This window comes from Mucilaginibacter sp. P4_A11 (assembly GCF_056402535.1).
This window is the reverse complement of the sequence record NZ_JBFUHE010000005.1, coordinates 234,640-261,256: the sequence shown is the minus strand read 5'-3', so window position 1 is coordinate 261,256 and position 26,617 is coordinate 234,640. Positions and strand designations below refer to the sequence as shown.

Sequence of the window (26,617 nt, the reverse complement as noted above, 5' to 3'; positions counted from 1 at the left end):
TAATTGCGCCAGTATTCAGGATTTAAATAAATCGTTATGTTGAAGAGTTATGTAGTTATTGCTTTCAGGAATATCCGTCGTAACTTGAGTTACGCCTTCCTGAATATCTTTGGGCTCACGCTGGGAGTAGCGGCTTGCCTGGTGATTTTTTTGATTGTACGAAATGAACTTGGCTATGACGGTTACAACAGTAAGGCCGACCGTACCTATCGTGTAACCCTGCACGCGCTCGATTTTAACTCCAATGTATCCATGGCCGTGATACCTGCTATGAGGGTTGATTTTCCGGAACTGGAACAAACCACGCAGGTTTTTTACCAGGGCGATGCCATGATCAAGATAGGGGAGAGCCGGTATAACGAACATAATGTAGCCTTTGGCGATAGCCAGATCGATAAAGTTTTTGATTACCAATGGCTTGCCGGCGATCCTAATACAGCCCTTCGGGAACCCAACAGTGTTGTACTTACCGAAAGTATTGCCAAAAAATATTTCGGTAAGGCTGATGCCATGGGCCAATTGATCAATTTTGAAAACCAGCTGAATGTAAAAGTGACGGGCATCATCAAAGATCTGCCTGCCAATACAAGCCTGCCGTTTTCATTCTTAATCTCACTAAGCAGTATTGAAAAAAATTTAAAAGGGGCAATGGGCAACTTTTGGGCTATAATGGGTGGAAGTTATGCTTACATCGTTTTGCCAAAAAACTATTCCATTCAACAATTAAACAGCAAAATGCCCGCTTTTATCAAAAAGAACTGGGGCACCGATATTGCAAAAGCGGCTGTTTTACCATTTCAGCCTTTAAAGGACATTCACTTTGATCAGCGTTATATCAATAACATCATTACGCCAACCTCAAAGGACACTTACTATGCTTTAATTGGTGTGGCTTTGCTTATCATTATAACCGCTTGCATTAATTTTATTAACCTTGCCACTGCTCAGGCTATCAAGCGTGCAAAAGAAGTAGGCATGCGTAAAGTATTGGGCGCAAGCCGTTCGCAGCTTATAAAACAGTTCTTGGGTGAAACCACTGTCCTTGTTTTATTTTCAGTGATATTAGGTGTTGGCGTATGCGCATTTTTTTTGTCGGAAGCCGGCGCCTGGATGTCTATCAATATAGATGCTTCACAATTATTGCAGCCAACCGTGATTGGCTGGATAGTCACCATCACCCTGGCTGTGATCCTGCTGGCAGGTTTATATCCATCGTTTGTACAATCGTCTTTTCAACCGGTTGATAGCTTTAAAAATAAAAGCGCGGGTGGCAGCGGAAAACTTACCTTACGTAAAGGGTTGGTGATAGGACAGTTTGCCATATCCCAGATCATGATCGTTGGTACGCTGATCGTGGCGCGGCAAATGGATTTTTTTAAAAATCAGGACCTCGGTTTTGATAAGGAAGCCGTGGTTTCTGTAGGCTTGCCCGACATGAAAAAACGGGATGTATTCAACCAACAGGTGGCCAGCTATCCCGGCATTAAAGAGATCAGTTTTTCATCAGGCGCACCGGGCTTTAACAGCAATTTTACCAGTTTTTCTTCAGTGGAACTGGGCGTCCCTAAGGATGATGTTACCGAGTATAAAGCTATAGATGAAAAGTTTACAGATATGTTCGGACTGCAAATGCTGGCCGGGCAAAAGATCTGGAAAAAGAACGACAAGGACACAATATCCAAAGTAGTCATCAACGAAACCATGATGCAAAAACTGGGTATTCAGGATCCACAATTGGCCTTAAATAAGCATGTGACTTTAAATGGCGATCAAAAAGCAACAATAGTAGGTGTAGTAAAAGATTTCCAAAGCGAATCAAAACATAAAAAACGCCGCTCCTGCGTACTGGAATATAACCCGAACAGATTTTTTATGGCAAGTATAAAAATACAGCCAGCTAATATGAGTCAAACCATCAGCTATATCAATAAAAAATGGTCGGCCCTTTACCCTGATAATGTTTTCCAGTTTCAGTTTGTTGATGAGCACATTGCTAATTTTTACAAACAGGAGCAAAAGGTATATGTAGCATTTCAACTTTTCTCGTACATAGCCATATTTATAGGTTGTTTGGGTTTGTATGGCTTGATCGCCTTCGCGGCATCGCAACGCACCAAAGAGGTTGGTATCCGTAAAGTATTAGGAGCACCTGTATCAAGTATAGTAGCCTTGTTCACCAAGGAGTTTATTTACCTGATAGCGATAGCCTTTCTGCTGGCGGCCCCGCTGGGCTATTATGTAATGCATAACTGGCTACAAAATTTTGCGTACCACATTAACATCGGTCCGGGGATATTTATCATCGCTATTGCATCGTCGTTTATCATCGCCGCGGTTACCATATCATACCAGGCCATAAAAGCAGCCACGATAAACCCGGTTAAGAGTTTGCGGGACGAATAGGATAGCCATTAATTCATTGGCTTCGCGTCATTAATTTCAAAGTGTTTTAAATGATTTAATGATGCCAGAAATATACAGCCGACCAATGACTTAATGACACGAAGTAAAATGACTTAATGAAACAAAGAAATGATAAGGAATTACGTTAAAATCGCATTCAGAAGCCTTTGGCGACACAAAGGGTTCTCGATAATAAATATTATCGGGTTGGCAATTGGTTTAACGGCTTGTTTTCTTATCTATTTGAATATAAAATTTGAGCTAAGTTATGATGCTTTTAACGCGAAATTTGATCAAATCTACAGGGTTGCAGTTGATGTAAAACATACCAATTCAATTATTACGACACCGGCTGCGTTTGTGCAAATAGGGCCGTCGCTACAACAGGACTATCCGGAAGTAGAGGCAAATGTCAGGGTGCTTGGCGCAAGATTTTTAGTACAATATGGTAATTCTAAGTTCCAGGAGGATGACATAATATACACAGATCCTTCTTTATTTAATGTGTTTACTTTCCCCGTTATAAAGGGTGATGTTAAAAAAGGGTTTGAGGCGCCTTTTAAGGTTGTAATGACACAAACAATGGCCCGTAAATATTTTGGCAATGCCGATCCTATCGGAAAATCCATAACGCTTGATAGTAAATATCAGGCAATGGTTACTGCAGTTATAAAAGACGTACCGGCAAACTCCCATTTTAAATTTGATATGGCGGTTTCTTGTGCAACTTTTGAAAAATTCAATCCAGATGTATTGAAAAACTGGGCCAATATTCGTGGGTTTACCTATATCGTATTGCCTAAAGGATATAATTTTCATAAACTGGAAAGTCTGTTGCCGGCATTTGCAAGCAGGCATTATACCGAGGCTGATAAAAAAGAAGGCATAAATTATGGCTATCACTTTGTGCCTTTAAAAGATATTTACATGGATACAACAAGAGGCGGACCGGAGGTAGGTGATCTGCACAACATCCATATTTTTTCAGCCATTGCGGTATTTATATTATTGATAGCATGTATTAATTTTATAAACTTAACAACGGCAAGGGCTACCGAGCGTGCAAAAGAAGTAGGGGTTCGCAAAGTCATAGGTGCAGCAAGAAAGCAATTGATTGCCCAGTTTTTAAGTGAGTCAGTTGTTTTGTGTTTAATAGCTTTTTTATTGGCCGTTATATTCAGCAATTCATTGTTGCCGATTTACAATCAAATATCAGGTAAAGTTACAAATACAACTATTTTCACGCATAACTATGTGTTTCATCTGTTTATAGTATCTTGTTGCATTGGTATTGGTGCAGGTTTATATCCCGCTTTCGTGCTTTCTGGTTTTAAACCTATAACCACTTTAAGAGGAAAGTTCAGCAAATCAGGCAGCATATTATTGCGCAGAACGCTGGTAGTGGCTCAGTTCACTATATCGATAGTTCTTATTGTTGGCACCATCGTTGTTTATACTCAATTAAATTATATGCGCAGCCAGCCGCTCGGTTTTAAAAAAGATCAAATGCTTGCCATTAATTTTTCCTCAGATACAGCTGTGCAACACCGCGTTGAGTTTATAAAGAACGAGTTGAAAAAAATCCCCAATGTAGCTTCAGTAACGGCTTCAAGAAGTTTACCTGGTTTTGGTAACGGGAATAGCGATTCGGAGATTGAGAATAAAGCTGGTGTTATGCAGCAAATACTTATTGACGCATACTATGTCGATTACGATTTTATCCCGCAGTTTGAAATGAAACTGGCTGCAGGTCGCATATTTTCAAAGTCGTTTGGTACAGATACCTCAAAGGCTTTTATAATTAATGAAGCGGCCGCGAAAAGCCTTGGTTATAACAGCCCTTCTGAAGCGGTGGGACGTAAGCTTATGCAATGGGGGCGAACCGGAAAAATTATCGGAGTTTTGAAAGATTTTCATTTTCAATCATTGCAGGAGCCCGTAAGACCTTTGAGTATTAGCAATGATCCTGATTTCATGAAAGTCCTAACAGTTAAAATAGGAACCAAAAACATTCCAGCTACCATTGCTGCCATTCAAAAGAAATGGAAATCCCTCGTGCCAGAACGTTCGTTCAATTACGCGTTTGTTGATGAAACTTTTAACGCGCAATATGCGGCACAAGTGAATTTCGGTAACCTGTTCATGTATTTTGCTGTATTGGCTATACTTATTTCATGTATGGGCTTATTCGGTTTGGCATCATACAGCACTATTCAGCGTACTCGTGAAATTGGCATCCGTAAAGTATTCGGCGCTTCTGTAACAGGCATTGTCAATATGCTGTCTGCCGAGTTTTTGAAACTGGTGGTTCTTTCAGCATTGATAGCTTTTCCGTTAGCATGGTTTATTATGAACAAATGGCTACAGGATTTCGCGTATCGCATAGCGATAAACTGGTGGATTTTTGCATTGGCTGGAGTGGTAGCGACTGTAATAGCCTTTGCTACCGTGGCCTTCCAGGCTATTAAGGCGGCACTGGCAAATCCGGTGAAGAGTTTGAGGGCTGAATAGAAGAGATTCATTGTGTCATTCGCGTCATTAAGTTTAAGCCTGCAATTAATGAAGCGATTTAATAACTGACAATGACCTAATGACACGAAGTAAAATGACTTAATGAAATAAAAATGATAAAGAACTACATTAAAATTGCATTCAGGAACCTTTGGCGGCACAAGGGCTTTTCGATAATCAACATTATTGGGCTGGCTATTGGGATGACGGCTGCTTTCCTGATTTTTATGTATGTGAAGTTTGAGCTGAGTTATGACAATTTCAACGAAAAGTCTGACCGGATCTACAGGGTGGTGTCTGATATCAAAACACCTACCGAAACTTTAAATTGGTCATCGTCGATAGCGCCTATTGGCCCGGCTTTGCAGCAGGATTACCCGGAGATCAAGGCTAATACCCGTATTTTTGGTGCGGGATTCCTGATACAGCGTGGCGATTCAAAATTCCAGGCAAATAACGCGTTATTTGCCGAACCGTCTTTATTTAAAATGTTTAGTTTCCCGGTTATTAAGGGTGATGTCGACAAGGCTTTTTCTTTGCCAAACACCGTTATACTAACTGAAAAGGCGGCAAAAAAATACTTCGGTAACGAAAACCCTATAGGTCAATCGCTAATCCTCGACGGAAAAAATCCGGCAAGCGTTGTGGCTGTGATAAAAGACGTTCCGTCCAACTCGCATTTTAAGTTTGATATGTTGGTATCAATAGCCACTATAGCAAAACAAAGTAAAGACCGCCTGAACCAGTGGGGCAACTTCGGTAACTTTACCTATATCCTGCTGCCCAAAGGTTATGACGCCAACAAATTGCAATCGCGTATGAAAGCTTTTGTGAACAGGCACTATACGGCCGCCGACAAAAAGCAGGGGATGGATTATTCATTCTTTTTAGAGCCATTAAAAGATGTTTACATGGTGTCAAAACGCGGAGCGCCCGAATCTGGTAACCTGTACAATGTTCGGATCTTCTCTATCATTGCCGTATTTATTTTGCTGATAGCCTGTATCAACTTTATTAATCTTACTACAGCGAGGGCAACCGAAAGAGCTAAAGAAGTTGGGATCCGTAAGGTAATCGGGGCCATGAAACAACAGCTAACCATTCAGTTCCTGAGCGAATCGGTAATTATTTGTCTCATCTCCTTCCTGTTTTCGGCCTTGTTCAGCTTTTTGCTGTTGTCGTTATTTAACCAGTTGGCAGGCAAGGTAATAAGCGATAGCATTTTTCACAACGGATATCTTTTCCAGCTGTTTCTGATTGCCTGCGTTATAGGCCTATGCGCTGGTTTATATCCTGCCCTGGTGCTGTCAAACTTTAAACCTGTTACCATCTTGAAAGGAAGGTTCAGCAAATCAACCAAAGGGATCTTACTGCGCAAGGGCTTGGTAGTTACACAGTTTACCATATCTATAGTGCTTATCATAGGCACCATCGTGGTTTATAACCAGCTGAGCTTTATGCGTAACCAGTCGCTCGGGTTTCAGAAAAATCAGATGCTTACTATTGATTTCAGCGGAGATTCGGCCATACAAAGCAGGCAGGACATCATTAAAAATGAATTAAAAAAAATCCCGAATGTTTTAGGAGCTACAGCATCTGGTGCTATCCCAGGCTTTGGCAATAGCGTGGCCTACTCCGAAATTCAGAACCAGGCCGGTGCTATGCAGCAGATGAACATGAATATGTACGATGTTGATTATGATTTCATTTCACAGTTTGAGATGAAACTGGCAGCCGGTCGTATATTTTCAAAAGCCTTTGGTACCGATACCACCCAGGCTATTATTATAAACGAAGCCACGGCCAAAAGCCTCGGCTACCGTAACCCTACTGATGCAGTAGGCAGAAACTACTCGCAATGGGGACGAACCGGTAAGATTATCGGCGTGTTAAAGGACTTTCATTTTCAATCATTACAGGAAACGGTTAAGCCATTAAACATGCGTATCAACCTGCGGGGTACAGGCGCCTTTACGTTGAAAATCGAAGCTAAAAATGTGCCTGCAACTATATCGGCTATTCAAAGCAGGTGGAAAGTCTTGGCGCCCGAAAGACCTTTCAATTATGTGTTTGTTGACGAAACCTTTAATAAGCAGTATGCCGCCGAAGTAACATTCGGCAACTTGTTCGTGAATTTCGCGGTGCTGGCTATATTTATTTCATGTCTTGGCCTGCTCGGTTTGGCATCCTATAGCACCATACAGCGCACCCGCGAGATCGGGATTCGCAAGGTGTTGGGCGCATCTGTATCGGGCATTGTCAACATGCTATCTCAGGAGTTTTTAATATTGGTGCTTATTTCGTCACTGATAGCATTTCCAATTGCGTGGTTTACCATGCATAGCTGGTTGCAGGATTTTGCTTATCGCATAAGTATAAGCTGGTGGATCTTTGTTTTTGCCGGCGTGCTGGCGCTTGTTATAGCTTTTACAACAGTAAGTTTTCAGGCTATCAAAGCGGCGTTAACCAACCCGGTGAAGAGTTTAAGATCTGAATAATTATTAATAAGTCATTAACTGCGCGTCATTAAGTCATTTGTACGATTGATTATGCGAGCGCCAGGCAATGACTTAATGCCCCAATGACTTAATGAATAAAACATATGTTTAAGAACTATTTAAAAATCGCGTGGCGAAGCTTGATTAAAAACAAGCTTTATTCGGCCATCAACATTGGTGGCTTAGGCGTAGGCATGGCAGTGAGCTTTATGCTGCTGTTGTATGTTTATAATGAATTTACTTATGATGGGTTTCACCAAAATAAAGACAGGTTGTACAAAGTAATGCGCACCCAGCCGTCAAATGGCGAAATAAAAACGGGAGATGCCACACCTGTGCAGGTTGCTGCCGCGCTGCAAAAAGATTATCCGGAGGTTGAGTATGCTACCCGCGCAAACTGGTCATACGATCAACTGTTTAATTATAACAATAAACCGTTAAAGGTTAACACCATAGCGGCCGACGAGTCATTTCTGAACATGTTTACGCTTGATTTTGTAAAGGGTAGCAAAAAAGACGCGTTCAGGGATATGTCGTCAGTTATCATGTCCGAATCGGCAGCGAAAGCTGTTTTTGGCGATGTTGATCCCATAGGTAAAACTGTTAAGTTAAATGGTTCACGGTTGGTAAAAGTGAGCGCCGTTTACAAAGATTTGCCCCGAAATTCTACGTTCAGGTTTAATGCACTCATTTCATGGAAACTTTATGAAGCTGATAATGGCTGGGTGAAAACATCGGGCTGGGGTAACTATTCGTTCGTCACTTATGTTATGCTTAAGCCCGGTGCTAATGTTGATAAGCTTAATCTCGAAATTAAAAAGTTGATTGGCCGCTATGACGATCATAATAAAGAAAACCAGTTGTTCCTGTTTCCATTTGAAAAATGGCACTTGCACAGTGATTTTATAAACGGCGTTAATTCAGGTGGGGCAATTGAATATGTGCGTTTATTCCTGTTCCTGGCCATAGGTATTTTGCTTATTGCCTGTATCAATTTCATGAACCTTTCTACAGCCCGTTCGGAGCGCCGGTCGCGTGAGGTAGGTATCCGTAAAGTTGTTGGCGCCCGCAGGTTTTCAATTATACAGCAGTTTTTAGGGGAATCGTTATTTACTGCAATGATCTCACTTATAGTAGCATTAGTGTTAATGACTGCAACACTTGGTTACTTTAATCAAATTATACATAAGCAATTAACTATTCCTTATAACAATGCATGGGCATGGGGTGCTGCCATATCAGTTACATTAGTAACGGGGCTGTTGGCAGGTAGTTACCCATCTTTGTTTTTGTCGTCATTTAAACCGGTGAAGGTTTTAAAAGGTACAAATAAGGCGGGTAAACGAACATTACATTCAAGGCAGATATTGGTAATCATACAATTTGTATTTGCTACATGTCTTATTCTTTCAAGCATCCTGATCTATAAACAGATCAACTATATTAAAGACCGTCCGGTAGGTTACTCAAAGAACGGGCTTATAGAGATCTCATTAGAGGGTAATTTGTATAAGGAGTATGAAACCTTCAGAACGGATATTATTAATTCGGGCGCTGCTGTTGATGCGGCTGAAACATCCGGCAGTATAGTCAGCAATGGCAGCAGCAGCTGGGGCATTAACTGGCCCGGACAGCTACCTGGCGAGGATAAAATACCTATCGACCAGATCGTTACTTCATTCCATTTTATTTCAACCTATAAACTTGAATTGATAAAAGGGCGTGATTATATCCCGGGCCGCATGGCCGACTCGTTATCGCTCATCATGAACGAATCGGCCGTTAAACTGATGCGCTTAAAAGAGCCTCTTGGGCAGATAGTAAAATGGCAGGGACGTAATTGCACAGTTGTAGGTATTGTTAAAGATTTTGTTTGGGGTTCGCCCTATGAGCCTGTAAAGCCAGCTATTATTGGTTTTGATAAAGGCTGGGCAGGCCAGCTTGGCATTCGTTTAAACCCCAAAGCGCCGATATCAAAAAGCCTTGCTACAATTGGCGACATCTATAAAAAGTATAATCCAGAATATCCGTTTGAATACAAATTTGTTGATGAAAGCTTTAGCGGAAAATTTGAAAATGAGAAACTGTTAGGCACGCTATCGAGTTCATTTACGGTACTGGCTATCATTATTTCCTGCTTAGGTTTGTTTGGCCTCGCCTCTTTCTCTGCCGAGCAGCGTAAAAAAGAGATCAGCATCCGCAAGGTACTGGGTGCAAGCATCAGCAGTTTGTGGTTCAACCTGTCTAAAGAGTTTTTAATACTGGTGATTATTTCTTTTGTTATCGGTTCGGCGTTGAGCTGGTATAACATGAGCAAATGGCTGCAGCATTATACCTATCGCACAGACATAAGCGCCTGGGTATTTATAGCAACTATCGGGATCAGTATGGTTGTTTGCTTGCTCACTGTAAGCTGGCAGGCTATCAAAGCGGCCTTAAGTAACCCGGTTAAAAGTTTAAAGAACGAGTAACCTGTCATTAGGTCGCCGGTTCATTAAGTCATTGAATGTAATCTCAGGTAGGGAGTTCTAAGCCTCAAGTAAAGAGTTGCTTGGAACTCCCTACTTTTAAGACATCGGACTGGGAAAATTTTTAATGGCGCAAGTATGAAGGGCCGGCAAAGAGGGGAATGGCTACTTGTGACATATTTTAAACTCGCTTTACTGGGTGCATAGGAATAAACTGACCTCTGATCTCCAGTCTCTGATCACTAAACCCAAACATCGTTCACAAACGCACTACAGGTGTTCCATAATCGTACGGTTTTAAATTTGTGACTTTTGCATAAGTTGTTGATTTTTAATGTATTGAATATTTGGTACGGGTTTTAACATTTAGAGTTTATAAACCATTTACCTATGTTACGTAATTACATCAAAATAGCCTGGAGAAACCTCATTAAGCATAAGGTTTTTTCGTTTATCAATATCTTCGGCTTAGCTACGGGTATTGCTGCGTTCTGGCTTATCAGCCTTTATGTGGTTGATGAATGGAGTTACGATCGTTATAATCTTAAAGCTGATCGTATTTTTCGTGTAGTACAACATGGTGCCTGGAATGGAGGGAAGTTTAACCTTGCTGTTACCTCGCCGCCTTATGCTCCTGCCTTAAAAAATGATTATGCCGAAGTGGAAGATGCCATCCGTATTGATGCTGAAGGAGGAGGCAAAATAACCTACGGTGAAAAACAGATCAACGAAGGAGGGATGTTATTTACGGATAAAGGTTTCTTTAACCTGTTTACCCACCGCTTTTTATCCGGCGATCCCAACACAGCTTTAACCAAACCGCAAAGTATTGTACTTACTAAAACCCTCGCGGAAAAGCTTTTTGGAAACACTGCCGACGCGTTGGATAAAACAGTGCTCATCGAAAACAATCCAAGTACGGTTACCGCTGTAATTGATGATGTACCTGCCAATTCTCAGTTTACTTTTAGCGCGCTCCGATCATTGCCAGATGGTTATACCGAAGGCTGGAGTAATTCGCACATCTACACCTATGTGCTGCTGAAAAATCATAACGATTTCAAAAAGATCCAGGCTGGATCAGATGTTTTCTTCAATAAATATCTAAAGGGGGCACTTGGCGCTATGCAATATAGCATGGAACTGCAGCCGCTTATGTCAATCCACCTCAATTCAAGTCTTGATTATGAATTGGGCAACAATGGTAATATCACTTATGTGTATGTGTTCGGCATTGTGGCCCTGCTGATACTGGTTATAGCTGTTATTAATTATGTTAACCTTACAACGGCCCGTTCCTCAATACGGATCAAAGAGATCGGTGTGCGCAAAGTTATAGGGTCAAGCAAAAAGCAATTGATCATGATGTTTTTTGCCGAATCAGTTCTGTTTGCGCTGATCGCTGCTCTCATAGCGGCGGTAATGGTGCAATTTTTATTGCCTTATTTCAACCAGTTATCGGGTAAAAACCTGGTATTGCTGCAGTTTGGCTTGAGCAAAACAGCGGTAATGTTTATGTTATTTGCTTTTGCCACCGGAATTTTAAGCGGTTTGTATCCCGCCTTATTCCTGTCGGGCTTCCGAACTATAGCTGCCATGAAGGGGCAAATGGGTAGTCAGGCTGCTACCATCATGTTCAGAAAATCACTGGTGGTGTTTCAATTTGTAATTACCATTGTCATGATAGTTGGTTCGTGTATCATTTACAGGCAACTGCATTATGTAATGAACAAAGATCTCGGCTTTAATAGAGCCCAAACACTCACTTTTCACATCAGCGATAAATCGGTACGTACAAAAATAGCCGCTATTAAAAGCCAGTTGCTACAAAATCCGGCTGTTGAAGCAGCAGGAATTGCCGGTAATCCAATAGGTAATAATGATATTGGTTCAAGCAATTTCAATATTGGAGCCGATGGAAAGGCTAATTCTGAGTCAAAAATGGTGGAAAACCTCATTATTGATGAAGATTTTATTCCAACTCTACAAGTTAGGCTTGCCAAAGGCCGCAATTTTTCGCCGGATATGAGCACAGACAAGCAGGAATCGATCATAGTAAACCAAACACTGGTTAACGAGATGGGCTGGAAGGATGCTATTGGCCGATCTGTTAGGGTAGGCGTAGACGACAAAGGAAAAGTGATCAGTCGGAAAATTATTGGTGTGGTTAATGATTTTAATACCTATTCTTTACAGCACAAAGTAGCGCCGATGATGCTGTATCTGCCTTTAGCGGCCAATGATGAGGATAATATGTATATCCGCATAGGCAAAAATAATATCCCGGCTACGCTTGATTATATCAGCAAGGTTTACGGCAGGTTTGACATCGAAAACAAAGTAGAATTTCATTTTCTCGACCAAAATTTTGCCAAACAATATCAATCAGAACAAAAGCAGGGTAACATCCTGCTCATATTCACTATTCTGGCCATCAGTATAGCTTGTCTTGGCCTTTTTGGACTGGTAACCTTTACCGCAGAGCAAAGAGTAAAAGAAATTGGCATCAGGAAAGTATTGGGTGCAAGTGTAACCTCTATCGTTACCCTGTTGTCAAAAGATTTAATGAAACTGGTAGTAATAGCTACGCTGATAGCCTCGCCGCTGGCCTGGTATGGCATGAGCAAATGGCTGCAAAGTTTCGCCTACCGCGTTGATATCAATTGGTGGATCTTCGTGGTAGCGGGTGTTCTGGCAGTGATCGTCGCTTTTGTAACGGTAAGTGTACAATCAATAAGGGCGGCAAATGCCAATCCGGCTAAGAGCTTGAAAAGTGAATAATTTATTCATTGAGTCATTTGCTTCGCGTCATCAGGTAATTAAATAGTGAGATTATCGCCGAAAAACGAAAAATGACTTAATGACGCAAAGCGAATAATGACCTAATGACTACACCGTGTAGTGACTTAATGATATAAATTATGTTTAGAAATTACCTGAAAACAGCTTTCCGTACCCTGCGTAAAAACGTGGGGTTTACGGCTATAAATATATTGGGATTGGCCCTTGGCCTGGCTACCTGTCTCATGATTGTGCTATACGTAGCCGACGAATTGAGTTACGACCGCTTTAATGAAAAAGCCGGTCGTACATATCGTGTTAATGAAGATCTGAAATTTGGAAACAACAATGTACTATACGCCGTTGCGATGCCGCCGCTGGCTCAGGTCTTGAAAACAGAGTTGCCTGAAGTGGAAGAGGCAACCCGGCTTAAAGCTGCCGGAGGTTTTCATGTTAAAAAAGGTAATGAAAGTATCCTGGAGTACGGTACAGTTTATGCTGATCAGTCGGTATTTAACGTATTTACGCTGCCCATGATCAACGGCAATCCGACTACGGCTTTGAAAGAGCCTAATACCGTTGTAATAACCGAATCTACAGCAAAAAAATACTTTAATAGCACCAATGTTGTAGGTAAAACACTGCCTATTGATAATAACCAATTATTAAAAATTACCGGGGTAATCAGGGATTTGCCAAAGCAGTCGCATTTTCATTTTGATTTTTTTGTGTCGATGGTAAGCTGGCCTGATAGCCGCTCTTCTGAATGGTTAAGAAGTGATTATAACACTTATGTGGTATTGAAACCAGGTACAGATTACAAGTTATTTGAGCAGAAACTGTCTGCCTTACTGAAAAAATACAGCGAGGAACAAATGCAAACCGCCTTGCACGTAAATATTGCCGATTTTGAGAAAAGCGGCAGTTATTTCAGGCTTAATCTTACTCCCTTAACCGATATCCATTTGCACTCAAACCGTACCGGTGAGTTAGGCAGCAATAGTTCGACGCAGTATGTTTATATATTTTCGGCTATTGCCATATTTATATTGCTTATTGCCGGCATCAATTTTATGAACCTGTCCACAGCCCGGTCGGCCAGCAGGGCCCGGGAAGTAGGGGTGCGTAAGGTTTTAGGTTCGCCTCGTAAGTATTTAATAGCGCAATTTTTAACCGAATCTGTCTTGGTGACACTGGCGGCAGCTGTTATCGCATTTTTTATTGTATTACTGCTTTTACCGATGTTTAATCAGGTGTCAGGGAAAGAACTGATCGTTGGCTCACAAACCTTAGCCTGGTTGCTACCCGCCTTGCTGATTATTGTATTGCTGGTAGGTTTCGCGGCCGGATCATACCCGGCTTTTTTCCTTTCGGCTTTTCAGCCAATTAATGTGTTGAGCGGTAAGCTTGCCGGTGGCTTTAAAGGCGGATTGCTAAGGAGTGTATTGGTTGTTTTTCAGTTTTCTATTTCGATATTCCTCATTATAGGTACTATCGTTATTTATAATCAGCTCAACTATATCCAAACCAAAAACCTGGGTTATAACCGTAATCAGGTGCTTGTTGTCAATAAAGTATTTGAGCTTGGCGGCCACGTTAAATCTTTTAAAAATGAGATAAAGCAATTGCCAGGCGTGGTTAACGCTACTTTAACCAGTTATTTACCAACCGGAAAAAACAGGGGCACATCCATATTTTACAAGGAAGCGGCTTCCGATCAAAAGACGGCATTGTTCCCTCAAACCTGGCGTGTAGATGCGGATTACATCAACACCTTGGGTATGAAGATATCTGTTGGACGTGATTTTTCTGCCGGTATGCCAACTGATTCATCGGGATTGGTGATCAACGAAACCGCTGCTAAATTTTTAGGGTTCGCTAATCCGATAAATAAAACCCTATACCGGAATATAGATGGCAACCGGGATCACATCAAACCTTATCATATTATCGGCGTGGTAAAAGATTTCAATTTTAACTCGCTGAGGGAGAATGTCAGTCCGATGATTTTTTTAATGGACGAAGACACCGGCAACCTGAGTGTTAGGGTAAGCACCGCTAATTTACCAGCCCTTATTGATCAGATAAAAAATAAATGGCAGGGCATGAGCCAAAACCAGTTTAGCTATTCATTTATGGATCAGGATTTTGACGCCAATTATCGTGCCGAGCAACGTACAGGTACTATAGCCATTATATTTACCGTGCTGGCCATTTCTATCGCCTGCCTTGGTTTGTTTGGTTTAGCGGCCTACGCTGCCGAACAACGCACCAAAGAGATAGGCATCCGTAAAGTATTAGGAGCAAGTGTATCTGCTATAGTAAACACGCTATCCAAAGATTTTATAAAACTGGTGTTGATTTCCATTACTATAACCACACCGGTAGCCTGGTACCTCATGAACAAATGGCTGCAGGATTTTGCCTATCGCATTAGTATACAATGGTGGGTACTGGTACTGGCCGGAGCAGGTGCCATGTTAATAGCCGTAGTTACAGTAAGTTTTCAATCTGTAAAAGCAGCATTGGCAAACCCGGTTAATAGTTTAAAAAATGAATGATTTTTTAGTCATTAGGCCATTTGCCTTGCGTCATCAGGTCATTGGTTGGCGCGATAATGACTTAATGACCCAATGACTTAATGATAAACCTCATGTTTAGAAATTACCTTAAAACCGCTTTCCGCACATTGAAAAAAAATGTGGGATTCACCGCAATTAATGTATTTGGTTTAGCTCTTGGGCTGGCTACGTGTTTGCTTATTGTGTTTTACGTAGTTGATGAGCTGAGCTACGATAAGTTCAACGCTAAGGCCGATAGGGTCTATCGTGCCAATATGCAGATCAAGTTTGGCGGTATCGATCAAAGTTATGCATGTGCACCTGCACCGTTGGGCGCTGCATTTCAAAACGATTATCCCGAGGTTGAGCGTGCCTGCCGTTTGTTAATGCGCGGTGGCTATAATGTAAAAAAAGGCAGCCAAACCATCCACGAAAACCGGATGATCCTGGCCGATTCGACCTTGTTTGATGTATTTACCCTGCCTATGATAGCCGGTGACCCCAAAAAGGCGCTGGTTGAGCCAAATACCGTGGTGATAACCGAAACTACGGCAAAACGTTATTTTAATACCACGCAGGCCGTGGGCAAAACTTTTACGTTTGATGAAAAACTGCTGTACAAGGTTACCGGAGTAATTAAAGATCTTCCTAAACAATCACATTTTCACTATGATTTTTTCCTGTCGATGGCCTCGGCTCAGGAAAGTAAGGAGAATGCCTGGTTCAGCAATAACTTCAATACCTATGTACTGCTTAAACCGGGTGTCGACGCTAAAAAGTTTGAAGCCAAATTTCCTGCATTGATGCGTAAATACGCCGGTCCGCAGTTGCAGGATATTTTACACCTCAATTTTGACTCGTTTGAAAGTGCCGGCAACAAGTATCAGCTGAGCCTTACACCACTAAAGGACATTCACCTTAAATCAAACCTGCTTTCGGAGCTTGATCATAACGGAAACATCCAGTATGTATACATTTTTGGAGCAGTGGCTATTTTTATTTTACTGATAGCCTGCGTAAATTTCATGAACCTTTCAACCGCCCGCTCGGCAAACCGCGCGCGTGAAGTCGGGGTGCGCAAGGTACTTGGATCAAGGCGTCAATCACTGATAGCCCAGTTCCTGTCCGAATCCATTATGGTAACGTTTATCGCCACAGTGATAGCTATGCTGATGGCATATTTCCTGCTGCCGGTGTTCAATAATATCTCGGGTAAAGCTATGGAACTTAATATAAGCTCCTTAGTTTGGCTGGTTCCGGCGTTGCTGGTTGCCGTTTTAGTGATTGGCTTTTTGGCGGGTTCATATCCGGCGTTTTTCCTTTCTGCTTTTCAACCAATTGATGTTTTAAAAGGCAAACTAGCATCAGGCTTTAAGGGTGGGATGTTAAGGAGTTCATTGGTGGTATTTCAGTTTTTTATATCGATAGTGCTCATCATCGGAACGCTGGTGATCTATAACCAGCTTAAATATATCCAGAATAAAGACCTTGGTTACAACCGCAGCCAGGTATTGATTATCCACGGCGTGTATGACCTTGGCGATCGGAGCAAGGTACTAAGGGATGAGGTAAAACAATTACCCGGCGTAATGGGCGTAACCATGACCGGCTTTTTGCCAACATCCGATTACCGCAACAGCAGCAGCGTTTTCCAGGAACGAGCGCTTGATCCTAAAAAGGCAGTGCTGGCTCAAACCTGGGTGGTTGATGACAGCTATCTCTCAACACTCGGCATAAAACTAACAAAAGGCCGTAATTTCTCAAGCCAGATGCCTACCGATTCGGCAGCTATGATCATCAATGAAACAGCTGCAAAACTGATGGGTGTGCGCGATCCGCTCAATAAATCCATGTTTTTGCCGATGGACAATATGGCCAAAACTTTTAAAGAGTATCATATAGTTGGCGTTATTAAAGATTTCAACTTTGCATCATTACGCACCAATGTAACACCAGTGATATTAATGTACGGTGATAATACGGGTGCCTTGAGTGTAAAAGTAAATACTGCCAATATAGCCGCGCTGATGGGCATGATCAAAGACAAATGGAAATCAATAAAGCCGGGTAAAGAATTTGAATATTCATTTATGGACGAGGATTTTGACTCATCCTATCGTGCTGAACAAAGGATGGGTACTATATTCATCATTTTTACAAGTTTAACCATCATCATAGCCTGTTTGGGTTTATTTGGTTTGGCTGCCTATTCTGCCGAACAGCGTACCAAGGAAATCGGGATTCGCAAAGTGCTCGGTGCTAATATGGCTGCCATTGTGGGTATGTTATCAAAGGATTTTATCAAACTGGTTATGATTGCTATAGCGATCGCTATCCCGGTGGCTTGGTTTGCCATGCAGCAATGGTTGCAGGGTTTTGCTTACCGTCAGAATATCCAGTGGTGGGTGATAGTGCTCGCAGCATGTTCAGCAGTGTTGATCGCATTCGTGACCATCAGTTTTCAATCCATCAGGGCTGCGCTGGCTAATCCCGTAAGGAGTTTAAAAAACGAATAATTTAATTCCGGATTTTCTGTAACTGTTTAGCCGCGGCTAAGTAAATAATAACTGAATTACACAATTAATGATGATCAGAAATTACATCAAAACAGCTTTTCGTTCACTCCGCAAAAATGTTGGGTTTACGGCGATTAATGTGTTAGGCTTATCAGTTGGCCTTGCAACCTGTTTGCTTATTGTGCTTTTTGTAGCCGATGAGCTGAGTTATGATAAATACAATATTAAAGCCGATAGGATCTTTCGCCTTACCGAAAATGCAAGTCTCAACGGGCACGAAGGGTCATACGCGGGTTCTGCCGCCCCTTTTAAGGATGCTTTAAAAGGTAGTTTTCCCGAAATTGAAAAGATAGTAAGGATGATCCCAACTTCGTCGCTATTTATATCGCCTCAGAGATTTTATATCCGTAACGGCAATGAAAACATACAGGAACGAAATGTGGTGTATACTGAATCAGACTTGTTTGATGTTTTTACCCTGCCCATGATAGATGGCAATCCGGCAACTTCACTTACGGAGCCACATTCAGCAGTAATTACCGAGAGTACGGCTAAAAAGTATTTTAACAAAGTAAACGTGGTTGGGCAAACTTTAACCATTAATGATACGAGTGCCTACAAAATAACAGGCGTAATAAAAGATGTGCCTTCGCAGTCGCATTTTAGGTATGATTTTTTTCTGTCATTTTCATCAATACCCGAAAGTCGCGTTCATGGCTGGGGTTTTAGCGGTGTACATAATTACTTGTTATTAAAACCGGGTACCAATGTTAAAAGCCTGGAAGCCCAGATCACTAAACTGGATATTAAAAACTCCTTTAACCCATCAGCCTGGACATCAAACGGCAATTATTTGAGAGTGGAGTTAAAGCCTGTTACCAATATTCATTTGCGTTCTGTAAGTCAATACGAGTTTGATAAGGGTGGTAGTAAACAGTACGTGTACATATTTTCGGTAATAGCTGTGTTTATATTGCTGATAGCGTGTGTAAACTTTATGAACCTTTCAACAGCGCGTTCGGCAAACCGGGCAAAGGAGGTTGGGGTACGCAAAGTATTAGGATCAGCCCGTAAATATCTTGTAGCGCAGTTCTTAACCGAATCTATTTTGGTTACACTCTTTTCTACAATAATAGCGGTTTTTATGGCCTGGGCCCTGATGCCGGTGTTTAATCAAATGTCGGGCAAAACACTGGCGTTTACGTCTCAATCGTCAGTTTGGTTATTACCGTCGTTGCTTGTTGTTGTGCTGTTAGTTGGTTTCCTTGCAGGTTCATATCCCGCATTTGTACTATCGGCATTTCAGCCTATCGAAGTTTTAAAGGGTAAATTGGCGTCAGGTTTTAAAGGCAGCTTTTTACGGGGCTTTTTGGTAGTGTTCCAGTTTTCTATCTCTATTTTCCTGATCATCGGCACACTGGTAATTTATAATCAGCTTAATTTTATCCATAATAAAAACCTGGGTTTTGACCGGAGCCAGGTACTGGTGGTAAAAAATGCCAATGTATTAGGCAAGCAAGCCAAGGTGCTGAAACAGGAGATTAGCCGGATGCCTGGTGTTGTAAATGCAACCATGTCGTCATATACCCCAACCGGGCAGGACAGAAACGTGACCGGTCTGTTCCCGGACAAGGTCATCGACATCAAAAAAGACATGCTCACCGAGTTTTGGCCGGTTGATGAAGATTATACCAATACCATGGGTATTAAACTCATTTCGGGTCGCAATTTTTCAACCCAGATGGCCACAGATTCGGCTGCCATTATTGTTAACGAAGCTTTTGTGAAAATATATGGTGAAAAGCAGCCGCTTAATAAAACCGTTTATCGCGACAGTTATGGCATCCAGCCTTATCATATCATAGGGGTAATGAAAGATTTTAACTTCAGTTCGTTGAAAGATAAAATTTCTCCGGTTGTATTGGCCTATGGCGACGATTACGGTGCGATAAGCGTACGCATTAAACCTGCAAATATCCCTGCTTTTATGAAGCAGGTACAAGATAAATGGAAGGAATTGGCGCCTAATCATCAATTCACTTACTCATTTATGGATGAAGATTTTGACGCTACCTATCGTTCAGAACAGCGGATAGGGCAGCTCTTTATCTCGTTTAGTACGCTTGCCATATTAATAGCCTGCCTTGGTTTGTTTGGTTTAGCAGCTTACGCCGCCGAGCAGCGTAATAAAGAAATAGGTATCAGGAAAGTTTTAGGTGCAAGTGTAACCACAATAGTGAGCATGTTGTCGAAGGATTTTATAAAGCTGGTGTTCATCGCTATTTTGATATCATCGCCCATTGCCTGGTTTATGATGAATAAATGGCTGCAGGGTTTTGCTTACCGTGTTAATGTGCAATGGTGGGTATTAGTCATAGCAGGTGTGGTAGCGGTACTTATTGCATTTGTAACCATCAGCTTTCAATCAATTAAAGCTGCGCTGGCTAACCCGGTTAGGAGTTTGAAGAACGAATAATTTAGTCATTTTGCTTTGCTTCATCAGGTCATTGTTTGGCTTGATCCCGCAAGGCGAAATGACCTAATGATTCAACGACATAATGATATAAAATATGCTTAGAAATTATATAAAAACAGCCTGGCGAAACCTTTATCGTAATAAAGCATTTTCGCTGATCCATATCCTGGGGTTAACCATGGGGATAACCGTTTGTCTCATGATATTCCTGTATATCATGAATGAGTTTAGCGTGGATAATTTTCACAAGCAAGGCAAAAATATTTACCGGGTAATGCGTGGTTTTGATAAATCGAAGGCGCCTACCTCATACCTTTCCGGGCCTTATGCACCTGCCATGCTGAATGATTTTCCGCAGGATGTAAAAATGGCGGTGCGCGTTTCACCGCAGAATGACCTGATCTCTTTTGGTGAAAAATCATTTAACGAAAAAAAGGTTTACGCCGTTGATTCTAATTTTTTCAGGCTATTTACCTTTCCATTGCTGAGGGGCGATGCAGCTTCGGCTTTAGATAATCCTGGTAGTGTTGTACTAACAGAAACTACAGCTAAAAAATATTTTGGCAATATCGATAATGCCATGGGCAAGGTGGTGCAAATGGATAAACGCCTGCAATTAAAGGTAACCGGTGTTGCCAAAGATGTACCTTCCAACTCACACCTTGATTTTGATCTGGTTGTTCCGATAGCCAATTATACCCGTGATCCGGGTTTTAATGTATGGATCAATAACGGCCTGTTTGTTTACCTGTTGCTCAATGAGCATAGCAGCCCGGCCGCATTGGAAAGCCACTTTCCACAGTTTATGGAGAAGTACATGGGCGAGGATATGAAGCGCTTCGGCACCAAATTTTACCTGAACTTAAGGCCTTTCAAAGATATTTATTTTGAAAATGCATCCACGTTTGACAACGTGAAACATGGCGATAAAACGGTGGTATTCATTTTCATTTCGATAGCGGTGCTGATCATGATCATCGCTTGTATCAACTTTATGAACCTGGCTACCATCCGCGCGGTCGAACGTTCGAAAGAGGTAGGTATGCGTAAAGTATTAGGCGCTTTACGAAATCATTTGGTATGGCAGTTTATAGGTGAGTCATTATTGCTGGCATTCATTTCATGTGCGCTGTCTATGGGTTTGTTATTTCTGCTGATGCCGTCATATAACGCGCTTTTAGGTTATGATCTTACGGTGTCATGGAACAGTGCGCCGATTTACCTGTTCCTTTTAGGTGTTATTGTATTTGTGGGTTTCCTTGCTGGAAGTTACCCGGCGATATTTATGTCGGCATTTTCGCCTATTGAGGCTTTAAAGGGGAAACTTAAGCTGGGTAAAGGCGGGTCTTTCTTCAGGCAATCGCTGGTGGTGTTCCAGTTCAGTATTTCGGTATTGCTGATCATCGGCACCATTGTAATTGTTAACCAAATGCGGTATGTAAAAAACAAATCGCTGGGCTATGATAAGGAGCAAACCGTTATTGTGAAGATCGATAATAACGATATTTACGATCACCGGCAAACTTTTAAACACCGGCTGCAAAACTCAGATTATGTGAAATCGGTATCCCTGATGTCGGGCGAGCCGGGGGGCTTTTTTGACATGCAGGGTTTTAATGTGGAAGGCCAGCACGCAACATTTAAATCACGAACCGAATACGCCGATTTTGAATATGTAAAAACATTCGGGTTAAAGATCATTGCAGGCAGGGATTTTTCATCGCAATTTGCTACCGATACAACCAATTCGATATTAATCAATCGTACAGCCGCAAAAGAACTTGGTTTTACACCGCAGCAGGCTCTTGGTAAATGGATTAAAAACACTGTGCGGGACAGTACCCGCCGGACAATTATCGGTGTGATTGAAGATTTTAACTTCCTTTCGCTTAAAGAAAACATGGATGCCCTGGTTATATCGCCAAGTGAAGACAGGCGCGTAGCAGTGATCAAATTAGAACCGGGGAATATCCAGGCCGGCTTGACAGCTATCAAAAACACGTATGCAGAAGTAGCACCAATTTATCCATTTGAGTTTAGTTTTCTTGATCAGCAGTTTGATACCACTTATCGTAACGATATCAGGCAGCAAACTATGTTAAGTATATTTTCGGGTTTAGCAATCTTTATAGCCTGTTTAGGTTTGTTTGGCCTGGCTTCGTTTACAGCGGCTAAACGTACTAAAGAGATTGGTGTGCGTAAAGTGTTAGGATCATCGGTGCAAAATATTCTTATCCTCATATCAAAAGACCTGCTAAAACCGGTGTTATTGGCTACAGTGATCGCTATTCCATTAGGTTACTACTGTATGGATAAATGGCTTCAAAGTTTTGCCTATAAAACACCTTTATATTGGTGGATTTTCGCACTTGCGGCCTTACTTACGTTTGTAATAGCTGTCGTTACCATCAGCTTCCAATCATTAAAGGCAGCGCTTGCAAATCCCATCAGGAGTTTACGAAGCGAATAGTTAGTGATTGGTGGTTGGAGATTAGATGTTAGTTGGAAATCCAATATTCACCGAGCCCGTGTCCTCACGGGCTTTTTTCATATCATATATCTCCAAATTTATTTTCGACACCATGCAACGTATTTGAACAACACTTGGTCTTGTATATATAAACCAAAGATCATTATTATGAAAAAGTATTTACTCGTGTTATTTGTAGCCTGTGCAGGTAGCACCGTTTTTGCACAAAATAACCAGAAAACACCATACCTCACCAAATCGTTATCAGGGCAATCGGTGAAGGATGTATTTGTTAATACTTCGGGCGGCAGCATCACCGTTAGCGGTGCATCGGGCGAAGAGCCAAGGGTAGAGGTTTTTATTCAAGGTAATAATGGCAATAGTGATCTGTCAAAAGATGAGATCAAAAAGCGTCTTGATGAAAATTATGATCTGAGTGTTGATGTTAATGGCGGTGAGCTTCATGCCAAAGCCAAAAGTAAAAAAGATAATAACTGGGATTGGAAAAAATCACTGAGTATTTCGTTCCGCGTATATGTACCTGGTAATGTGGCAACCAACCTGAATACAAGTGGCGGCAGCATACACCTTGATAATTTAACCGGAACACAACAGTTTGAAACCAGCGGCGGCAGCTTACATCTTGATAAAATTACCGGCACTATTAAAGGCCGTACATCAGGCGGAAGCATTCATGTAAGCGATTCAAAAGAAAGTATTGATCTGCAAACATCTGGAGGAAGCATTGAAGCACGTAATTGCACAGGGCGTATCAGACTGGAAACTTCAGGTGGCAGTTTACACCTTGATGGTTTAAAAGGTGGTATCAAAGCTACCACCAGCGGAGGCAGCATCAGCGGCAATAAAATTGATGGCGATTTCATCACAGGTACATCTGGAGGCAGCATTAATCTTACAGATCTTTCCTGCAGCCTTGACGCTTCAACAAGTGCAGGCAGCTTTCATGCACAGTTTTTAAGCGTGGGTAAATTTGTTAAAATTGATGTAAGTTCAGGTCGGGTTGATCTGCAATTGCCATCAAAACAAGGCCTTAATCTCGATTTGCGTGCTGATAAGATAGAAACAAACCTTGCAGACAATTTTTCGGGCAGCAAGGATAAGGAAAGGGTAGAAGGCAAACTTAACGGAGGGGGCTCTTTGGTTGAAGTTAGAGGCAGCAACAGGGTTAATCTCACGGTAAACTAATAACGACGATGAAGAATATTGTGAAGGCCTGCCGCTTAAATAGTGACAGGCCTTTTACGTTGATTTGAGTGTATCATAACCGTACACATGGTGTTACATCTTCGTACAGTTTTGATTGGAAATAAAATGCAAGTGTCTGATAATTAATTGTTTGATTTATTGGTATGCATTTTAAAACTATTATTCAGGTTAACCGTACACTCATGATCAAAAACTACATCAAAACCGCCTGGCGAAGTTTAAAACGAAATAAAATATTTTCATTTATCAATGTGTTTGGTCTGTCTGTAGGATTGGCTTGTTGTATGCTGATCTGCGCCTATGTGTACAGCGAGTTAAACTATGATACATATCCGGCGCAGGCCAAACAAATGTACCGGGTAGGTTTACGTAGCATTGAAAATAATGGCGTAAGCGAATACCCCATGGTTGATATCGCTGTAGCGCAGGGCATTAAAAGTATGTACCCCGAAGTGTTGGAAACAACCCGGTTAACCGGCCGCGGCCCGGTATTTATTAAATACAACGACCGCCAATTTAAAGAAGAGCATGTTCAATTGGTTGACCCCAACTTTTTAAAGTTATTTTCTATCCCGTTAATTGACGGCGACAACAAAACCTGCCTAACCGACCCAAGCGCTATGGTAATTACCAAAGCAATGGCGGTTAAATATTTCGGCAATCAACAAGCTTTAGGTAAAACGCTTGCTATTGATGACAAGCCCTATAAAGTTACCGGGGTAATTGATAAAGTCCCTGATGATTCCCATTTTCATGGCGACGCGTTTTTAAACCTCACCTCTTTTACTGAAAAGGCGAAGCAAACCTGGAGCAACATTGGTTTCTTCACCTATATTGTATTGGATAAAAATGCCAATGCTAAAAAGCTTGAAGCCGCTTTCCCTGAAATGGTACGGAAATTTGTTGTACCCGAAATTGCACACGATTTGGGTACCAGCGTTGCTCAGGCCAGTAAAGCTGTTAATACCTTCCTGTTTTATTTACAGCCACTAAGCGATATCCATCTGCATTCGGCAACTAAATATGAGCTGGAGGCTAACGGCGATATCCATTACATATACATTTTTGCAGCACTGGCTGTTTTTATATTGATACTGGCCGGTATTAATTTTACCAATCTTTCTACCGCGAGCTCGGCAAAACGCTCAAAAGAAGTAGGCATCCGTAAGGTACTCGGTTCTGAAAAAAGCGGATTGGTTTCACAGTTCCTTACCGAATCGGTAATGCTTACCGTGTTCGCTTTATTACTGGCCTTAGGCATGGTATACCTACTGTTGCCGTTGTTTAACAATTTGGCCGGCAAGCATATCGAATCAGCTTTTTTCTTAAGCCCGAAGGCTGTTATCATTGAATTATTAACCGCCTTTACAGTTGGCATATTGGCGGGCATCTACCCGGCTTTTTTCCTTTCGTCGTTCCAGATCATCAGTGTATTAAAAGGCAACGGAGCCACCAAAGCCGAAGGGAAGGGCACTTTACGCAGCGGGCTGATTGTTTTTCAATTCGCGGTTTCTACCGCGTTGATCATATCAACCTTTGTAGTATACCAGCAATTGCATTTTATGCAAAATAAAAAGTTAGGGTACGATAAAGAGCAGGTGCTTGTTATCAACGATACTTATACCCTTGGCCACAATGTGGACGCGTTTAAAAATCAACTTTTGCGTAATCCGCAGATAATCAGTGCTACCATATCAAGTTCCGTTCCCGGAAAATCAAGCGGTATGGATGGCACTCAGATCACGGCCAAGGAGTTTGATGACAAGAGCGGCCATGCCGATATACATACCAATATTTACCATGTTGACGAAAGCTATGTGCCGACCTTAGGTTTGCAGGTTATCAAGGGGCGTAACTTTTATCCTTCATTCTCCGGCGATTCTATGTCGGTTGTGGTGAACGAGTCTTTAGTTAAGGGTCTGGGCTGGGGCAATGCTGATCCGATTGGTAAAACCATTGTGCGCTCTGCCATTATGGAATATAAGGTTGTTGGCGTGATCAGGGATTTTCATTACGCATCGGCCAAACAAAAAATCGCTCCGCTGATGCTGTTATCGGGTCATAACACGGGGACTGTTATTTTAAAGGTGAAAACCGGCGATATCAAATCGCTTATCGCTAATGTCAAAACCGAATGGGATAATATGAGGCCGGAAGCACCATTCAGCTATTCGTTTTTAGATGAGCAGTATGCCTCGCTCTATGCATCTGAACAAAAAACAGGTAAGATATTTACCATATTCTCTTGCATAGCGCTGATCATAGCCAGTTTAGGCTTATTCGGTTTAGCTGCATTCATGATCAGGCTGAGGGTAAAAGAAATAGGCATCCGCAAAGTGCTGGGTGCATCAACAGGCAGCATCACCTTTATGCTTTCCAGGGAATTTTTAAAGCTGATCGTGATCGCCTCGGTAATTTCGTTCCCGATAACCTGGTTTGCCATGAATAAATGGCTGCAGGATTTCGCCTACCGCATCAGCATACAATGGTGGGTGTTTTTAGCGGCAGGTGTAATAGCACTGTTAGTAGCCGGAATAACCATCAGTTTCCAATCGGTTAAAGCCGCGCTGGCCAACCCGGTGAAAAGTTTACGCTCTGAATAGCGTCATTGCTTGGGTCATTAAGTAATTGAAAAGTTCGAGAATGACTTGGTGACCCAATAACTCAATGACCAGAAAGAATTACCCAATGATAAAGTGAAATAAC

The 26,617-nt window shown here is 41.8% G+C and carries 11 protein-coding genes; all 11 read left to right on the top strand.

The window, feature by feature from the left end:
* Window positions 1–36 precede the first annotated feature (36 nt).
* The 11 genes from AC1DUD_RS12155 (at window position 37) to AC1DUD_RS12105 (ending at window position 26,514) form a co-directional block, all read left to right on the top strand.
* Window positions 37–2,403: an ABC transporter permease gene (locus AC1DUD_RS12155; RefSeq protein WP_477374941.1), complete on the top strand. Its 2,367-nt coding sequence runs from the start codon at window positions 37–39 to the stop codon at window positions 2,401–2,403.
* A 129-nt stretch (window positions 2,404–2,532) separates the two neighbouring features.
* Entirely contained in the window at window positions 2,533–4,914 is a 2,382-nt protein-coding gene (locus tag AC1DUD_RS12150; RefSeq protein ID WP_477374940.1) for an ABC transporter permease, read from the top strand.
* A gap of 113 nt (window positions 4,915–5,027) precedes the next feature.
* Window positions 5,028–7,412 (top strand): ABC transporter permease, encoded by a 2,385-nt coding sequence (locus AC1DUD_RS12145; RefSeq protein WP_477374939.1) that lies wholly within the window; start codon window positions 5,028–5,030, stop codon window positions 7,410–7,412.
* Between the two features lie 104 nt (window positions 7,413–7,516).
* Complete coding sequence (locus AC1DUD_RS12140; RefSeq protein WP_477374938.1) at window positions 7,517–9,883, top strand: ABC transporter permease; 2,367 nt, start codon at window positions 7,517–7,519, stop codon at window positions 9,881–9,883.
* Window positions 9,884–10,270: 387 nt separating this feature from the next.
* The gene (locus AC1DUD_RS12135; RefSeq protein WP_477374937.1) at window positions 10,271–12,661 is read left to right on the top strand and encodes an ABC transporter permease; all 2,391 of its coding nucleotides are present in this window, start codon (window positions 10,271–10,273) and stop codon (window positions 12,659–12,661) included.
* 140 nt (window positions 12,662–12,801) lie between these two features.
* Window positions 12,802–15,222: an ABC transporter permease gene (locus AC1DUD_RS12130; RefSeq protein WP_477374936.1), complete on the top strand. Its 2,421-nt coding sequence runs from the start codon at window positions 12,802–12,804 to the stop codon at window positions 15,220–15,222.
* Window positions 15,223–15,314: 92 nt separating this feature from the next.
* Window positions 15,315–17,738, top strand: a complete 2,424-nt coding sequence (locus AC1DUD_RS12125) for an ABC transporter permease (protein ID WP_477374935.1) — start codon at window positions 15,315–15,317, stop codon at window positions 17,736–17,738.
* 67 nt (window positions 17,739–17,805) lie between these two features.
* Window positions 17,806–20,214, top strand: coding sequence for an ABC transporter permease (locus AC1DUD_RS12120; protein WP_477374934.1), 2,409 nt, complete (start codon window positions 17,806–17,808; stop codon window positions 20,212–20,214).
* Between the two features lie 94 nt (window positions 20,215–20,308).
* On the top strand, window positions 20,309–22,684 hold the full coding sequence (locus AC1DUD_RS12115) for an ABC transporter permease (RefSeq protein ID WP_477374933.1): 2,376 nt from the start codon (window positions 20,309–20,311) through the stop codon (window positions 22,682–22,684).
* Window positions 22,685–22,852: 168 nt separating this feature from the next.
* Window positions 22,853–23,890, top strand: a complete 1,038-nt coding sequence (locus AC1DUD_RS12110; RefSeq protein ID WP_477374932.1) for a DUF4097 family beta strand repeat-containing protein — start codon at window positions 22,853–22,855, stop codon at window positions 23,888–23,890.
* A gap of 203 nt (window positions 23,891–24,093) precedes the next feature.
* On the top strand, window positions 24,094–26,514 hold the full coding sequence (locus tag AC1DUD_RS12105) for an ABC transporter permease (RefSeq protein WP_477374931.1): 2,421 nt from the start codon (window positions 24,094–24,096) through the stop codon (window positions 26,512–26,514).
* Window positions 26,515–26,617: the final 103 nt, after the last annotated feature.

What these genes read in the sequence shown, in the direction of transcription:
- AC1DUD_RS12155 (WP_477374941.1), top strand. Translation starts at nt 37, where the DNA reads ATGTTGAAGAGTTATGTAGTTATTGCTTTCAGGAATATCCGTCGTAAC.
- AC1DUD_RS12150 (WP_477374940.1), top strand. Translation starts at nt 2,533, where the DNA reads ATGATAAGGAATTACGTTAAAATCGCATTCAGAAGCCTTTGGCGACAC.
- AC1DUD_RS12145 (WP_477374939.1), top strand. Translation starts at nt 5,028, where the DNA reads ATGATAAAGAACTACATTAAAATTGCATTCAGGAACCTTTGGCGGCAC.
- AC1DUD_RS12140 (WP_477374938.1), top strand. Translation starts at nt 7,517, where the DNA reads ATGTTTAAGAACTATTTAAAAATCGCGTGGCGAAGCTTGATTAAAAAC.
- AC1DUD_RS12135 (WP_477374937.1), top strand. Translation starts at nt 10,271, where the DNA reads ATGTTACGTAATTACATCAAAATAGCCTGGAGAAACCTCATTAAGCAT.
- AC1DUD_RS12130 (WP_477374936.1), top strand. Translation starts at nt 12,802, where the DNA reads ATGTTTAGAAATTACCTGAAAACAGCTTTCCGTACCCTGCGTAAAAAC.
- AC1DUD_RS12125 (WP_477374935.1), top strand. Translation starts at nt 15,315, where the DNA reads ATGTTTAGAAATTACCTTAAAACCGCTTTCCGCACATTGAAAAAAAAT.
- AC1DUD_RS12120 (WP_477374934.1), top strand. Translation starts at nt 17,806, where the DNA reads ATGATGATCAGAAATTACATCAAAACAGCTTTTCGTTCACTCCGCAAA.
- AC1DUD_RS12115 (WP_477374933.1), top strand. Translation starts at nt 20,309, where the DNA reads ATGCTTAGAAATTATATAAAAACAGCCTGGCGAAACCTTTATCGTAAT.
- AC1DUD_RS12110 (WP_477374932.1), top strand. Translation starts at nt 22,853, where the DNA reads ATGAAAAAGTATTTACTCGTGTTATTTGTAGCCTGTGCAGGTAGCACC.
- AC1DUD_RS12105 (WP_477374931.1), top strand. Translation starts at nt 24,094, where the DNA reads ATGATCAAAAACTACATCAAAACCGCCTGGCGAAGTTTAAAACGAAAT.